Origin of the sequence: Streptomyces sp. NPDC050509 (assembly GCF_044457965.1) — a bacterium.
Taxonomy (GTDB): domain Bacteria; phylum Actinomycetota; class Actinomycetes; order Streptomycetales; family Streptomycetaceae; genus Streptomyces.
The window spans coordinates 286,744-300,320 of the sequence record NZ_JBITHL010000001.1 but is presented as its reverse complement, the minus strand read 5'-3'; the positions used below and the strand labels follow the sequence as shown (position 1 = coordinate 300,320).

Below are 13,577 nucleotides of genomic sequence, written 5' to 3'. Positions count from 1 at the left end.
CAGCGGTGTGTGCCGGTCACGCGTGTCGTCGCGGCCCGTGTGCCTGGTGTGCGCGGTGTCCGCCCAGTGTTCTTCGCGTTGCACGAGTGTGACCCAGCAGCCTCTTGCGTATTTCCGGCCACCTGGCGCAGAGTGATGTATGCGCTTACAGGCAGCGCATACATCCGGATTGCTCAAGGAGGAGCCCTCCATGTCCCGCACCGCCAGAACCGTCTCGGCCGGTATCGCAGTCGCTCTCGCCTTCGGCATCACCGCATGCGGCGGGTCGGGCGGCGGTGACGTCGCCGCGGACGCGAAGCAGACGATCACCGTCTGGGCCATGGGGGCCGAGGGCGAGAAGCTCGCGGAGGTGGCCGAGGAGTACACCGAGGCCCACCCGAACGTCACCGTCAAGGTGACTCCGGTCGGCTGGGACGTCGCCCACCAGAAGCTGGTCTCCGCGGCCGCCGCCGGCACTCTGCCGGACGTGGCGCAGATGGGGGGCAGTTACCTGGGCGAGTTCGCGGAACTCGGTGTGCTGGAACCGGTCGACACCAAGACCTTCGACGAGAAGGACTTCTTCCCCTCCGGCTGGCAGCAGGGCGAGGTGGACGGCCAGGCGTACGGCGTGCCGTGGTACGTCGACACCCGCGTCCTCTACTACCGCACCGACCTGGCCGAGAAGGCCGGGATCGACAAGGCCCCGGCCACCTGGAAGGAGTTGCGGGACCTCGCCACCGCGTACCAGCAGAAGGCCGGCACCAAGTGGGGCCTGTCCATCCAGCCCAGCGGCCTGGACACCGTGCAGAACTTCTACTCCTTCCTCTACTCGGCCGGCGGCGAGATCGTCGACGACAAGGGCGAGGCGGTCATCGACAGCCCCCAGGCGGTCAGGGCGCTCAAGGAGTACGGCTCGTACTTCGACAAGGGGTTGTCGAACAAGTCCGTGCAGCCGGGCTACGACGTGGTGAAGGACTTCGGCAACGGGCGGGTCCCGATGTTCTTCGGGGGACCCTGGCACGTCACCCTGCTGAACGAGGGCCAGCCGCAGATCGCGGGCAAGTGGGCGGTGGCCAACGTGCCCGCCGACGCGTCCTCCGTCTCGATGGCCGGCGGTTCCTCCCTCGTGATCTCGAAGGACAGTGAGCACAAGGCCGCGGCGACACGCTTCATCACGTACCTGACGGACACCAAGGGCCAGGCCGACTGGTACAAGCGCACCAAGGACCTGCCGGCCAACACCTCCGCCTGGACCTCCGGCGACCTCGCCGACGACACGAACCTCCGGGTCTTCAAGAAGCAGATGGACACCGCCAAGTCCGCCCCGTCGTCTGCCGAGTGGACGGAGATCACCGACAAGGTCGACCAGGCCATCGCCAAGGTGACGCAGGGCAAGGCGTCCGCCGAGGACGCGCTGAAGACCGCGCAGTCCCAGATCGAAGGGCTCGTGAAGTAGGCGCCATGAGCACCACGACCGGAAAGGCCGCACAGGCGGCCCGGGTACGGGCCGGGACGGGGGCGCCCGCGGCCCCGGCCGGCGGGCCCGGAGGGTCGCCAAGGCGCCGGAAGTCCTCGATGGGCGTGCAGAACCTGGCCGGCTGGCTGTTCTCCACCCCCTTCCTGGTTCTCTTCCTCGTCTTCATGGCCGTCCCGATCCTCGCCACGCTGGCGATGAGCTTCACCGACTTCGGGCTGCGCAACGTCACACGTCCGCTGGACGCGGAGTTCATCGGCTTCGAGAACTACGTCAACCTCTTCAACGACGACAAGTTCCTCACGTCGCTCTTCAACACGGCGTACTTCGTGGTCGTCGGTGTCCCGCTGACCGTCCTCCTCGGACTGGTCGTCGCGGTCCTGCTGAACAACGGCATCGACCGGGCACGCACCTTCTTCCGCGTCGGCTTCTACGCCCCGGTGGTCACCACCATCGTCGCGGTCGCCGTGGTCTGGCGGTTCGTGCTCGATCCGAGCGACGGGCTCATCGCGGGTCTCCTCTCCGAAGTAGGTCTCACCGCACCGGACTTCCTCGGCTCGGAAACCCTGGCCATGCCCTCGATGATCGCGATGGCGGTCTGGCGCAACCTGGGCACGGTCATGGTGCTCCTCATCGCCGGGCTCCAGGCGGTCCCCACCGAGGTACGGGAGGCGGCGCGGCTGGACGGCGCGGGGATGTGGCAGGAGTTCCGCCGGATCACCGTCCCGCTGCTGCGGCCCACCCTGCTCTACGCCACGGTCATCACCACCATCGGCTACCTCAACGTCTTCGAGGAGCCGTTCGTGATGACGCAGGGCGGGCCCTCGGACTCCACACTCACCGTGTCGCTGAACATGTACCGCGAGGGCTTCAACTTCTTCCACATGGGCTATGCGAGCGCCATGGCGTATGTCCTCTTCGTAGTGATCATGGGCATCACGGTGCTTCAGCTCCGACTGCTGAAGGACAACACGAAATGAGCGCCACCAGTGCACCGGGCGCCGTGGCGACGGCGCCGTCACAGCCCGGGCCCCCCGAGCGGGACCGGCCGGGCCCGCCCTCCGGCCGCCGTCCCCGGTCCGTGAAGCGCGTCCTGGTCTACGCGCTGCTCACACTCGGACTGCTCGTCGTGTCGGCGCCGTTCCTGTGGATGGCCCTGTCCGCCTTCAAGACACCCGGCGAGCTGACCGCCAGCCCGCCCGTATGGATCCCGACCGAGTGGACCCTGGACAACTTCCGGGATCTGCTCGACAAGCTCGACCTGCCGCTCCACTTCATGAACTCGGTGATCGTGGCGGTCCTCGTGACCGTGTCGAACCTGGTGTTCTGCTCCATGCTCGGGTACGCCCTGGCCAAGCTGAACTTCGCCGGCCGCGACAAGATCTTCGGGCTGGTGCTCGGCGCCCTGATGGTGCCCGGCAACCTGATGCTGCTCCCGCTCTTCGTGCTGATGAGCAAGATGCGTCTGATCGACTCGTACGCCGCACTGGTGCTGCCGTTCGCCGCCGGAGCCTTCGGGGTCTTCCTGATGCGGCAGTTCATGCAGTCGATCCCGGACGAGCTGCTGGAAGCGGCCCGGATGGACGGCGCCGGTGAGTGGTACATCTTCTGGCGGATCGTGATGCCCCTGGTCAAGCCCGCCCTGGCGACGCTTTCGATCTTCACGTTCCTGGGTTCCTGGAACAACTTCGTCTGGCCGCTCATCGCGACCAACGATCCCGGCAAGTACACCCTGCCGGTCGCCCTGGCCACATTCGCCACCGACCCCAACAAGGCGGGAGGCTCGAACGGCATGCTGATGGCCGGCTCCTTCCTGATCGTGCTGCCGGTCCTGGTGGTGTTCATCGCCCTCCAGCGGCACTTCACGCAGGGCATCGCCACGGCGGGCATGAAGTAGCCCTCCCGCGCCCCACGCGTACGTTCCCGCGCCCCCCTTCTCACACCCGCCACGCACCCTCCACGCACCGGAAAGACATTTCGCGATGACGCACACCCAGGTCCCGTTCCCCGAAGGCTTCCTGTGGGGCGCCTCCACGGCCGCCCACCAGATCGAGGGCAACAACACCAACAGCGACTGGTGGGTCAAGGAACACACCGCGGGCACCCACATCCAGGAGCCCAGCCTGGACGCCTGCGACAGTTACCACCGCTGGCGCGAGGACATGGACGTGCTGGCCGGACTCGGCTTCACCGACTACCGCTTCTCCATCGAGTGGGCGCGCATCGAGCCGGCCGAGGGCCGGTTCTCCCGCGCCGAACTCGCCCACTACCGCCGCATGGTCGAGGGCGCCGCCGAACGCGGCCTGCGCCCGATGGTCACCCTCCACCACTTCACCGTGCCGCAGTGGTTCGAGGAGCGCGGCGGCTTCACCGCCGACGGCGCCACCGAACTCTTCGCCCGGTACGTCGCCGCCTGCGCGCCCGTCATCGCCGAGGGCGTCGGCCACGTCTGCACCATCAACGAGCCCAACATGATCGCCGTCATGGCGGGCCAGGCCAAACGCGGCGACATCGGCTTCCCGCCCGCCGGGCTGCCGACCCCGGACGAGGAGACCACCCACGCCGTGATCGCCGCGCACCACGCGGCCGTCAAGGAGGTCAGGGCGATCAACCCGGACATCCAGGTCGGCTGGACCATCGCCAACCAGGTCTACCAGGCGCTGCCCGGCGCCGAAGAGGTCACCGCGGCCTACCGGCACCCCCGCGAGGACATCTTCATCGAGGCCGCCCGCGGCGACGACTGGATCGGTGTGCAGTCCTACACCCGGACCAGGATCGGCGCCGACGGCCCGATCCCCACCGCCGACGACGCCGAGCGCACCCTCACGCAGTGGGAGTACTACCCGTCGGCGGTGGGCCACGCGCTGCGCCACACCGCCGAGGTCGCCGGCCCCGGCATGCCGCTGATCGTCACCGAGAACGGCATCGCGACCGGGGACGACGACCGCCGGATCGACTACTACACCGGCGCGCTGAACGAGGTCGCCGCCGCCCTCCAGGACGGCCTGCGCATCGAGGGCTACCTCGCCTGGAGCGCACTGGACAACTACGAATGGGGCTCCTACAAGCCCACGTTCGGCCTGATCGGCTGGGACCCGGAGACCTTCGAGCGGCTGCCCAAGCCGTCCGCCACCTGGCTGGGCGCGATGGGCCGCACCCGCACACTCCCTCGGACCGCCGGCTGACTCCGGCCACCGACCGGGAGCCGCCGCCGTACGGCTCCCGCCCGTACGGCACGGCCCGGGTCCATCAACGACCCGGGCCGCGCCGCCGCACGCTCCCATCGCACCGCATCGCACCGCATCGCACGGCACCGCAACACACCGCGCACGCCACGGAACTTCCCCATCCCCTTCTGCCACCAGGAGCTGGATCGTCATGGACCGTCGTACGTTTCTCACCGGGAGCGGAGCCGCCGCTCTGTCCCTCGGCGCCGCCTCAGCCCCCTCCGCACTCGCCGCGCCCGCCGCGCGGAACGCCGCCGCACCCCATCTGCTGCGCTGGTTCCGCGACACCTACCGCTCCATCGAGGCGATGACCACCGACCTCGGTCTCGCCGTCGACAAGATCGACCTCAGCGGCGCGGGCGGTCCCGTACTCTCCCGCCAGACCTCGCCGACCAACATCGGCTGCGGCCTCTGGTCGACCGTCGCCGCCGCCGGCCTCGGCGTGATCGACCGCACCACCATGGAACGCCGCCTGACCCGCACCGTACGGGCCGTCGAGAAGCTGGAGCGCCCCCACGGCTTCTGGCTCAACTGGTACGACGCGCACGACGGTTCCGTCCTGACCGAGTGGCCGGGAACAGGCGCCCCGGTCCGCCCCTTCCTCTCCTCCGTCGACAACGCCTGGCTGATCACCGGACTGCGCGTCGCCGCCGACGCCGCGCCCGCGCTGCGCCCCCGGATCGCCCGCCTGCTGGCCACGGCCGACTGGTCGTACTACTACACCCCGTACGACCCCGCCGACCCCGTCGCCGGACCGGGGCAACTGCGCGGTGGCTTCTGGACCGACACCGAGGAGCCGACGGCCCACCACTACGGCGCTCTCAACACCGAGCCCCGTATGGCGAGTTACCTCGGCATCGCGGACGGTTCACTGCCCGCGGACCACTACTGGCACCTGCTGCGCACCATGCTCCCGGAGCACGAGCAGGAACAACGCCCGCGGGGCGGTCACACGGTCATGGACGGTGTCCGCGTCTGGCAGGGGCACTACACACACCGCGGCCGCGCGCTCGTCCCGAGCTGGGGCGGTTCGATGTTCGAGGCGCTGATGGTGCCGCTGTTCGTCCCGGAGCCGGAGTGGTCGCCGCGTTCCTGGGGCCTCACCCACCACCGGTACGTCCGCGGCCAGATCGAACACGGCCTGGAAGAGGCGCGGTACGGATACTGGGGCTTCTCCCCGGCCAACATCCCCGAGGGCGGGTACCAGGAGTACGGGGTCGACGCGCTCGGCATGCAGGTCGACGGATACGCCTCCAACACCGACCGGACGTACACCACGGACGGCGCGCCGCTTCCGCCGCCGTCCGCGTTCACCAACGGGGTGGTCACCCCGCACGCCTCCTTCCTCGCCCTGCCGTACGCGCCCCGCGAGGCGATCGCCAACCTGAACGCGCTGGACCGCGACTTCGGCGCCTACCACGACGGCTACGGCTTCCGTGACTCCGTCAACGTCTCCACCGGCCGGGTCAGCGACTTCGTACTGGCGCTCGACCAGGGCATGATCGCGGCGGCACTGGCACAGGCGATCCGGCCCGGCCTCCTGCAACGCCCCTTCCGTACCGGCGGTTTCCACACCCGGGTGCGTCCGCTGCTCGCGAAGGAGCGGTTCTCCATCTGACGTGCGCGGACCCGCTGACGCGCGGACCCGGACGGGGAGCCCCCGGTCGCCGAATCCTTCCGGCGACCGGGGGCGGTGGTGCCTCAGGCCGGTTGCCAGACCCGGGCGAGCGTGGCGGGGGTGAGGAGCCGCTCGGGGTCCCCTCGGCCGACCAGACGGCCGTCGCGGAGCAGGAGGCAGGCGTCGGCCGAGCGGGCGGCGTCGAGGTCGTGTGTGGCGTGGACGACGGTCACGCCGTCGTCGACCAGGTCCGTCAGCAGTGTCGCTATGCGTTCCCTGGCCTCGGGGGCGAGCCCCGTGGTGGGCTCGTCCAGCAGCAGCAGGTCCGACTCCTGGGCCAGCCCCTGCAACAAGGAGATCGAACGCAACGAGAAGTGCCCCGGCGTCCACGGCGAAGCCGCCGCCCAGGGCGAGGCCGTCGGCGTCGGCTGCGAGGACGGCGTCCTGATCTACAAGGACGGCGAGTTCACCAAGGCCGACGCCCCCCGACGACTACGGCCGTATCGGCAACCAGGCCGGAAGCGACGCCTCACCGATCCTCCTGGGCGACTACACGTCCGACCCGGACGCCGAACTGGAACGGCCGACCCGTATCTCCCTCATCGACACCGAAACCGCGAAGCTGCGCCTGGTCGACCTGGGCACCAGCTACTCCTTCCGCTCGCTCGGCCGTGGACCCCATGGCGAGGCACTCGTCCTCGGCACCGACGGCACCCTTCACGTCATCGACCCGAAGACCGGCACGGTCGAGAAGAAGATCCCCGTCGTGGACACATGGCAGGAGCCGCTGGACCGGCAGCAGGCCAGGCCCACGCTCTTCGTCCGTGACCACACCGCGTACGTCTGGGAACCGGGCAAGCGCACGGTGCACGCCGTCGACATCGAGTCCGGCGGGAAGATCACGTCGGTGACGCTGCCGAAGGGCACGAACGAACTCTCCGGCGTCGTCGGCCACTGACATCAGCGCCGCGCCAGCGCCAGCACGCTCAGGCCGAACATCAGGACGCCCAGGGGGAGATGGACCGACGGTACGTGCGCGATGCCGACCACGACCTGGACCGAGGCGAGGACGAGGAAGCCGGACGCGTACCGGACGGGCCGGAGCGAGCCGCCGCCCGGCTTCCACGCCAGCACCGCGGCGAGCACGTACAGCATCGACGCCCCGTACATCACGCGGGCTCCGACGCTGTGCAGCGTCTCTCCGTAGGACGAGGTCAGCAGCAGTCCGGCGGAGATCGCTTGAAGGAAGATGGTCAGGGTCTGCAGGGCGATGGCGATCTGCAGAAACGAGAAGCGGTGCTGTGCCGTCACCTGGGTTGCCATGCCGCGGTCCCCTTTTCCCGCCCGGGGGCAGTAGGTCGATAAGGTCTCACCAGCCCGACGACGCGGGCCTGCGAAAGGTAAGGCGAGGGGGCGGCCGGGGGTATGGGGACGGCGGGGACGAGTACCGATGAGGTGACCGGTGAGCGGCGCCAACTGATCAATGTCGCTTACCGGTTGCTCGGTTCGCTGGCCGAGTCCGAGGACGCCGTGCAGGAGGCCTACGCGCGCTGGTACGCGCTGCCGCCGAGTCGGCGGGACGAGATCGTGTCCCCCGGCGCCTGGCTGACCACGGTGACCGGCCGCATCTGCCTGGACGTGCTCGGCTCGGCGCGGGCCCGGCGTGAACGCTATGTCGGCGTGTGGTTGCCCGATCCGCTGCCCGACCACGCCGAGTGGGACCACGGCCATGGCACCGACCCCGCCGACCAGATGGTCCTGGACGAATCGGTGACCATGGCCTTCCTCGTCGTCCTGGAGTCGATGACACCCGCCGAGCGGGTGGCGTTCGTCCTGCACGACGTCTTCCGGTACCCCTTCGCCGAGATCGCCGGCATCGTCGGCCGGACCCCCGCGGCCTGCAAACAGCTCGCGGCCTCCGCCCGGCGGCGGGTACGCGTCGCGCGGGCTCCGGTGACGGCGGCCGGGCAGGCCGACGCGGTCCGGCATGTCAAAGAGGCATGGGAGACCAAGGACATCGCGGCCCTCGTCGACCTCCTCGACCCGGCCGCCGTGATGACCGCCGACGGCGGCGGCCTGGTCGGCACCGCCCTACGCCCGATCGAAGGCGGTGCGCGCATCGCCCAGTACATGGTCGCCATCGCCGACAGGGCGCCGGGGCTCGAACTCCTGGAGCGGTCGGTCAACGGCGTGCCGGGTCTGGTGGCCCGGCGGGCGGGCGCCGTCCTGACCGTGGCCTCGTTCGATGTCGTCGATGGCCGTGTCACCCGGATCTGGGTGGTCCGCAATCCGGAGAAGCTGCGGGCGTGGGGGTGGGACGGCTAGACAGTGGCGCCGAGGACCGCGCTGAGTGCGGCGCCGGCGTCGAGGAGGGCGCGGGAGCGAGCCGTGATGCTGTCGTCCCGGGCCGCCAGCGCGGCTTCGATGTCTTCCGAACGGTGTCCCCGCCGCAGGTCCGGCAGCAGGGCCCGGAGCTGGTCGATTCGGTACCCGGCGCCGCGCAGTTGGTGCACGATCCGGGCGTCCCGAGTCTGGGCCGGTGAGTATCGTCGCGTGTCTCTCGGGGAGACCCGGTCCGGAACGGCAAGCCCCTCGGCGTCCCAGTGCCGCAAGGTCGACGGGCGTACCCCGAGCGCGGCGGCCAGTTCGGAGACGCTCATCGCATCCGATGGGCGTACGTCTTCGACCGGCTCCGCCGAGATCGCCGCCGCAGCCTCCTTGGCGAGCCGGAGGTCCGTACGCTCCCGGTCGAGTCGGGCGTGTGCCGCGTCGAGCAGCGCGAGTACGTCCGGGAGCGGGCGCTCGTGCACCGCGCGAACGATCCGCTTGGCCTCAATCGGCCCCGTACCGACCGCCAGGGCCCGGTAGGCCAGGGCGGAGTGAAGGTGGATCTCCCGGTAGATCCGGTAGCCCGAAGCCGAGCGCGTGGCCGGCGGCAGGACACCGTCGCGTTCGAGATCGCGTACCTGCTGGACGGAGTACCCGGCACGCCGCGCCACATCGACCGTGCGCAGAGCCGACTTGAGAGTTGACACCCGATACTCCCTTGTCTTCCAGCTCGAAGTCTCCACAAGCACCTTAATGAAACGCTTGAGCACATGACCATGGAAGAGATCATCGACCTCGTGGAGAACCTGGATGGAGCCCTGGCGGTCAGGCCGGAGCCCGGTGACGGCTCACCGGAGATCAGTTGGGGGGATACGTTCTTCTTCTACTCCCCTGAGGGCGTCATGCCGGAATCGACTCAACCGTTCGCGACGATCGTGACGAAGAACCAGCCGGGCGACGAGAGGTCGCGCCTGGACCGCCCGGACACGTACCGCGTCAATATCGCCGCAGGGAAGGAATCGTTCATCAACTGGACCGGCCACGCGCCGCGCGAACCAGCCGTCGACGACGACCCCAGCGTCACCGATGCTGTGATCGCGCACCCCGTCTACGGCTCCGTCGGCTGGCTCGCGGTGGTGAATCCGGGCCGGCGGACCGAGGAGGCGGTCCCCGAGCTGCTCCGCAAGGCCCATCACCTCGCACGTTCGCGCCATGAGCGACGAACGGGCTGAAAGGGACGAGGGCCGCCGCCCCGGAGACACTCCGGGGCGGCGGCCCTCGACTTCTCGCTAGCGGTCCGTTCCGAAGTAGCGGTCGCCGAAGTCGCCGATGCCCGGCATCATGTAGGCGTTCTCGTTGAGTCCCTCCTCGATGGCGGAGGTCACGATCCGCACCCCGGGGTAGCGCTCGCCCACGGCGTCGATGCCCTCGGGGCAGGTGATGAAGTTGACGAAGACGATGTGCTCCTCCGGAACGCCGAGATCGCGCAGGACCTCGATGGCCGCGAGGGCGGTGCCGCCGGTCGCCAGCATCGGGTCGAGGAGGAGGACCTGGCGTGTGGCGATGTCCTCGGGGAACGCCGTGTAGTACAGGCGCGGCTGCTTGGTGGTCCTGTCGCGCTGGATGAGGATCTTGCCGATCCTGATGCCGGGGACGACGGCGCGCAGCTCGGCCTCCATGCTCTCCCCGGCACGTACGATCGGCACTCCGACCAGGTTCTCGGCGAAGCGCAGGCCCTGGTAGGTCCGGCCGACGGGAGTGGTGACGTCGCAGGGCTCGAAGGGCAGGAGGTTCAGGGCCGCCTCGGTGAGCAGGCGGATGATCCGGCCGGCGTAGAAGACGAAGTCCTCGCGGCGGGCGTCGCGGTCACGGATGACGGTGTGCAGGGCGCGCAACTGGTCGGTCTGCGGGAGCAGGTGGACGCTCGTGCCGAGGCGGTGGTGGTACGTGCTCGTGGCAGTGGTGGGGTGCGCGGCAGCGGTCCTGGGCTGTGTGGCGATGGTCATCTGTGACTCCTGGAGTGGGGGAGGGACGGGGGAGGACGGGGCGGGACGGTTCAGTCGACCGGGGGCTGCTCGAAGGTGGCGGGGAGCTCCGGGGTGGTGGTGAACTGCCCGGCGGCGACGCGGTACACGGACCTGCCGCCCGAGCCGCGCCACAGCTCGCGCATCACGTAGACGAGCTTGGCGTTGTGCTCCTCTTCCTCCTCCACGGCCCGCGCGATGTGCCAGTCCCATTCCCGGGCCCAGCGCGGGTCGTCCAGGTCGTCCAGGGCGGTGTCGAAGAGGCTGTCGATCGCGGTCAGCTTCGCCGGGGCGACGAAGTGGCCCCGGGAGAAGAGCACACCGAGGATGCCGGTCCAGTAGCACGCGACCGCTCGTCGCTGCTGCTCGGCGGGGAGGGCGTCCGCGATGTGCCGCATCGCGTGAAGCGCGGTGACCAGGTGCAGCAGGAGGAAGTCTCCCGGTTCGGTCAGGTAGAGAACGGTGACGAGGTAGGCGAGCTGGTCCCAACTGGTGCCGGGGTCCTGCGCGGCGATCCAGGAGGGTGTCCCGTGCATCAGCGGGTGGCCCTCGCCGAGCATCCGGGCGATCCGGTACTGCAGCCCGGACCGCAGGAGTTCGGGGTGGATGTCGGCGCTCGTGGTTCCGACGAGGTCCTCGACCCAGGCGCCGAGCCGGGGCCCGTTCTCCTCCCAGTGGCGGGCGATGCTCAGCAGCGAGTCCCCGGGCCGGTCGGTGCCGGGCGCTTCCGAGGGCACGGCCCGCTCGGGATGGCAGTCGACGTACGCGAAGGCCAGGTAGGCGATGCCCTCGATCGCCATGCGGCGGTTGCCGGCGTCCAGGGCCCAGCCCAGGTGGATGGTCGCGTGCTGGAGCGCACCGGCCCAGCCCGCGAGCAGGCGCGGTACGTACTGCCGCAGCAGGCCCGCCATGCCCAGTTCCCGTTCGCGCCGGTCGAAGAACGCGCAGTAGGCGGCGAAGTCCTCGCGCCGACCGAGGTGTTCGAGCCAGTTGCCGTCGTCGATCACACGCTGAGGAGGCCTGGCCGGCTCGACGCGGCAGCCGTACGGGGTGAGGGCGATGTAGTTGTCGTGGTAGGCCTTGATCCGGCCGGGGTCGACACCGAGGCCGGCGAGGGCGACGACGGCGTGCTTGATGTGGTTGGTGAGGTGGCCGTTGAACTCGATGTGGTACGTGCTGTCGTCCAGGAGGCTCTCGACGGTGCGGGTGTCGTCCGGTCCGCCGTCGGCCGGCAGGACGGCGAGGATCTGCTCCACGGCCTGGGCGAACGTGTCGGCGACGTGTGTCGGTGAGGCCGTCTCCAGTTCCGCCCGCTCGTGGACCCCGTAGGTGACCGCCACGGACGCCAGGCCGGCCGCCGTGGCCATCTTCAGGTCGTGGGTGGTGTCGCCGACCATCACGGCGTGCTCGGGCCGGGCGCCGAGCTCTCCGAGGATCAGCAGCCCCGACTCGGGGTGCGGCTTGGGGCGGGTGACGTCGTCGGCGCCGACCAGTGTGGTGACGTGGTCGCGCAGGCCCGCGGCGGTGAGCAGGGCGTCGGCGCTGGCATGGAACTTGCTCGTGGCCACCGTCACCACGACACCCCGGCGGCGCAGTTCGGCGAGGCCCTCGGGGACGCCGGGGAAGACCAGCGAGCGGGCGCGGGGGAGGATGAGGGTGCGGAACGCCTCCTGGTAGCGGGCCACGCCGTCGGCGACCGAGGGGTCGTCCTGCGGTACCCCCAGCAGTTTCCCGAAGGCCTGCTCCAGGGGCAGGCCGATGGTGGCCCGGATGTCCGCCGGGTCCCGGGGCGCGAGGCCCATCGCCCAGAAAGCGGCGGCGAACGCCTCCACGATCGCCCGGGGCGAGTCGACGAGGGTTCCGTCCAGGTCGAACATCGCGACCCGGGTCGGTCCTGTCTCCTCCGTCCCGGCGGGAACTGTCGCAGTCGTTGTCGGGACGGTCTCGACCGGGGTCGTGGTCACTGGTCTTCCTCTCGTCGGAGCCGGGCGTGGGCCGCCGCGAGCCGGCCGCCGATCTGCGCGGTGTGGATGAGTACGGCGGTGTTGGCCCGTGCGGAGCGTCCTTCGGTGGCGCGGTCCACCGCGCGCATGACGTACTTCGTGACGGCGCCGCCTCGTACACCGTCCGCCTCGGCGCCGCGCAGGGCGTCGGCGATGGCCCCCTCGATGTCCTGTTCGTCGATGGCGTCCTCCGGCCGGGTCGGGCTGGTGACGAGGACGCCGCCGGGGTTGCCCAGGGCCCAGTGGGTCTCGACGGCACGGGCGATCAGGGTCTCGTCGTCCAGACGCTGAGGGGCGCGCAGCCCGCTGGAGCGGCAGTAGAAGGCGGGGAAGTCGTCGGAGCCGTGGGCGATGACGGGCACGCAGTGGGTCTCCAGGAACTCCAGCGTCAGACCGAGGTCCAGGATCTTCTTCGCGCCGGCGCAGACCACCGCCACCCTGGAGCGGGTGAACTGGATCAGATCGGAGGAGATGTCCATGGTGGTCCCGGCGCCCCGGTGGACACCGCCGATACCGGCGGAGGAGAAGAAGGGGATGCCTGCCAGTTCCGCGGCGACCAGCGAGGACGCGACCGTGGTGGCGCCGGTGCCGCCCGAGGCGAGGACGGCCGCCAGGTCCCTGCTGCTGACCTTGGGAATGCCCGGGGTGGCGGCGAAGCGCTCGATGTCGCCGTCGGTCATCCCGACCATGATGCGGCCGTCGTCGATGCCGATGGTCGCGGGCACGGCGCCGCCGGCCCGTACCGCGTCCTCCACCTTGCGGGCGGTGGCAGCGTTGTCGGGGTACGGGAGCCCGTGGGTGATGACGTTCGATTCCAGGGCTACCACGGGGTCGCCGTCGGCGAGCGCGGCAGCCACCTCGTCGGTGAACACCAGGGGCACCGAACGGTGCCGGGGGGCGGGGATCGTCATGGGAGGTCCTTCT

The 13,577-nt window shown here is 70.1% G+C and carries 12 protein-coding genes and 2 pseudogenes; 8 read left to right on the top strand and 6 right to left on the bottom strand.

The genetic code is table 11. The features are described from left to right. The first annotated feature begins 190 nt into the window (after positions 1-190). The 5 genes from ACIBJC_RS01055 to ACIBJC_RS01035 all read left to right on the top strand — a co-directional run bounded on the left by ACIBJC_RS01055 (position 191) and on the right by ACIBJC_RS01035 (position 6,298). On the top strand, positions 191-1,435 hold the full coding sequence (locus ACIBJC_RS01055; RefSeq protein ID WP_399285971.1) for a sugar ABC transporter substrate-binding protein: 1,245 nt from the start codon (positions 191-193) through the stop codon (positions 1,433-1,435). A 5-nt stretch (positions 1,436-1,440) separates the two neighbouring features. Next, positions 1,441-2,433 (top strand): carbohydrate ABC transporter permease, encoded by a 993-nt coding sequence (locus ACIBJC_RS01050; protein WP_399285969.1) that lies wholly within the window; start codon positions 1,441-1,443, stop codon positions 2,431-2,433. After that, complete coding sequence (locus ACIBJC_RS01045) at positions 2,430-3,350, top strand: carbohydrate ABC transporter permease (RefSeq protein ID WP_399285967.1); 921 nt, start codon at positions 2,430-2,432, stop codon at positions 3,348-3,350. Before ACIBJC_RS01050 ends, ACIBJC_RS01045 begins: the two co-directional genes overlap by 4 nt. Positions 3,351-3,435: 85 nt before the next feature. Further along, on the top strand, positions 3,436-4,638 hold the full coding sequence (locus ACIBJC_RS01040) for a glycoside hydrolase family 1 protein (RefSeq protein ID WP_399285965.1): 1,203 nt from the start codon (positions 3,436-3,438) through the stop codon (positions 4,636-4,638). A 193-nt stretch (positions 4,639-4,831) separates the two neighbouring features. Then, entirely contained in the window at positions 4,832-6,298 is a 1,467-nt protein-coding gene (locus ACIBJC_RS01035; protein WP_399285963.1) for a glucoamylase family protein, read from the top strand. Positions 6,299-6,381: 83 nt separating this feature from the next. Here the strand turns inward: ACIBJC_RS01035 and ACIBJC_RS01030 are convergent. Beyond that, positions 6,382-6,651: pseudogene (locus ACIBJC_RS01030) on the bottom strand (AAA family ATPase); the annotation flags it as partial. Between ACIBJC_RS01030 and ACIBJC_RS01025 the strand changes: the two are divergent. After that, positions 6,647-7,256: pseudogene (locus ACIBJC_RS01025) on the top strand (hypothetical protein); the annotation flags it as partial. The pseudogenes ACIBJC_RS01030 and ACIBJC_RS01025 overlap by 5 nt on opposite strands. A gap of 2 nt (positions 7,257-7,258) precedes the next feature. On the opposite strand, the gene ACIBJC_RS01020 reads toward ACIBJC_RS01025, so the two are convergent. After that, positions 7,259-7,621: a hypothetical protein gene (locus ACIBJC_RS01020; RefSeq protein WP_399285961.1), complete on the bottom strand. Its 363-nt coding sequence runs from the start codon at positions 7,619-7,621 to the stop codon at positions 7,259-7,261. 102 nt (positions 7,622-7,723) lie between these two features. On the opposite strand from ACIBJC_RS01020, the gene sigJ reads away from it, so the two are divergent. After that, the gene (gene sigJ / locus ACIBJC_RS01015) at positions 7,724-8,623 is read left to right on the top strand and encodes an RNA polymerase sigma factor SigJ (protein WP_399285959.1); all 900 of its coding nucleotides are present in this window, start codon (positions 7,724-7,726) and stop codon (positions 8,621-8,623) included. Here sigJ and ACIBJC_RS01010 read toward each other — a convergent pair. After that, entirely contained in the window at positions 8,620-9,333 is a 714-nt protein-coding gene (locus tag ACIBJC_RS01010; protein WP_399285957.1) for a MerR family transcriptional regulator, read from the bottom strand. The genes sigJ and ACIBJC_RS01010 overlap by 4 nt on opposite strands. Positions 9,334-9,396: 63 nt before the next feature. On the opposite strand from ACIBJC_RS01010, the gene ACIBJC_RS01005 reads away from it, so the two are divergent. Continuing rightward, positions 9,397-9,858, top strand: a complete 462-nt coding sequence (locus ACIBJC_RS01005; protein WP_399285955.1) for a DUF6194 family protein — start codon at positions 9,397-9,399, stop codon at positions 9,856-9,858. A 57-nt stretch (positions 9,859-9,915) separates the two neighbouring features. On the opposite strand, the gene upp is transcribed toward ACIBJC_RS01005, so the two are convergent. From upp to ACIBJC_RS00990, 3 genes are read right to left on the bottom strand one after another with little or no spacing between them, the layout of a single operon-like run. Beyond that, positions 9,916-10,632 carry a uracil phosphoribosyltransferase gene (upp, locus tag ACIBJC_RS01000; RefSeq protein WP_399285953.1) on the bottom strand — a complete coding sequence of 239 codons (717 nt, stop codon included), beginning with the start codon at positions 10,630-10,632 and terminating at the stop codon, positions 9,916-9,918. Positions 10,633-10,682: 50 nt separating this feature from the next. After that, on the bottom strand, positions 10,683-12,614 hold the full coding sequence (locus tag ACIBJC_RS00995) for an HAD-IA family hydrolase (RefSeq protein WP_399285951.1): 1,932 nt from the start codon (positions 12,612-12,614) through the stop codon (positions 10,683-10,685). After that, positions 12,611-13,564: a pseudouridine-5'-phosphate glycosidase gene (locus tag ACIBJC_RS00990; RefSeq protein ID WP_399285949.1), complete on the bottom strand. Its 954-nt coding sequence runs from the start codon at positions 13,562-13,564 to the stop codon at positions 12,611-12,613. Before ACIBJC_RS00990 ends, ACIBJC_RS00995 begins: the two co-directional genes overlap by 4 nt. Positions 13,565-13,577 lie beyond the last annotated feature (13 nt).

What these genes read in the sequence shown, in the direction of transcription:
- sigJ (WP_399285959.1), top strand. Translation starts at nt 7,724, where the DNA reads ATGGGGACGGCGGGGACGAGTACCGATGAGGTGACCGGTGAGCGGCGC.
- ACIBJC_RS00990 (WP_399285949.1), bottom strand. Translation starts at nt 13,564, where the DNA reads ATGACGATCCCCGCCCCCCGGCACCGTTCGGTGCCCCTGGTGTTCACC.
- ACIBJC_RS01020 (WP_399285961.1), bottom strand. Translation starts at nt 7,621, where the DNA reads ATGGCAACCCAGGTGACGGCACAGCACCGCTTCTCGTTTCTGCAGATC.
- ACIBJC_RS01055 (WP_399285971.1), top strand. Translation starts at nt 191, where the DNA reads ATGTCCCGCACCGCCAGAACCGTCTCGGCCGGTATCGCAGTCGCTCTC.
- upp (WP_399285953.1), bottom strand. Translation starts at nt 10,632, where the DNA reads ATGACCATCGCCACACAGCCCAGGACCGCTGCCGCGCACCCCACCACT.
- ACIBJC_RS01045 (WP_399285967.1), top strand. Translation starts at nt 2,430, where the DNA reads ATGAGCGCCACCAGTGCACCGGGCGCCGTGGCGACGGCGCCGTCACAG.
- ACIBJC_RS01040 (WP_399285965.1), top strand. Translation starts at nt 3,436, where the DNA reads ATGACGCACACCCAGGTCCCGTTCCCCGAAGGCTTCCTGTGGGGCGCC.
- ACIBJC_RS01035 (WP_399285963.1), top strand. Translation starts at nt 4,832, where the DNA reads ATGGACCGTCGTACGTTTCTCACCGGGAGCGGAGCCGCCGCTCTGTCC.
- ACIBJC_RS01050 (WP_399285969.1), top strand. Translation starts at nt 1,441, where the DNA reads ATGAGCACCACGACCGGAAAGGCCGCACAGGCGGCCCGGGTACGGGCC.
- ACIBJC_RS01005 (WP_399285955.1), top strand. Translation starts at nt 9,397, where the DNA reads ATGACCATGGAAGAGATCATCGACCTCGTGGAGAACCTGGATGGAGCC.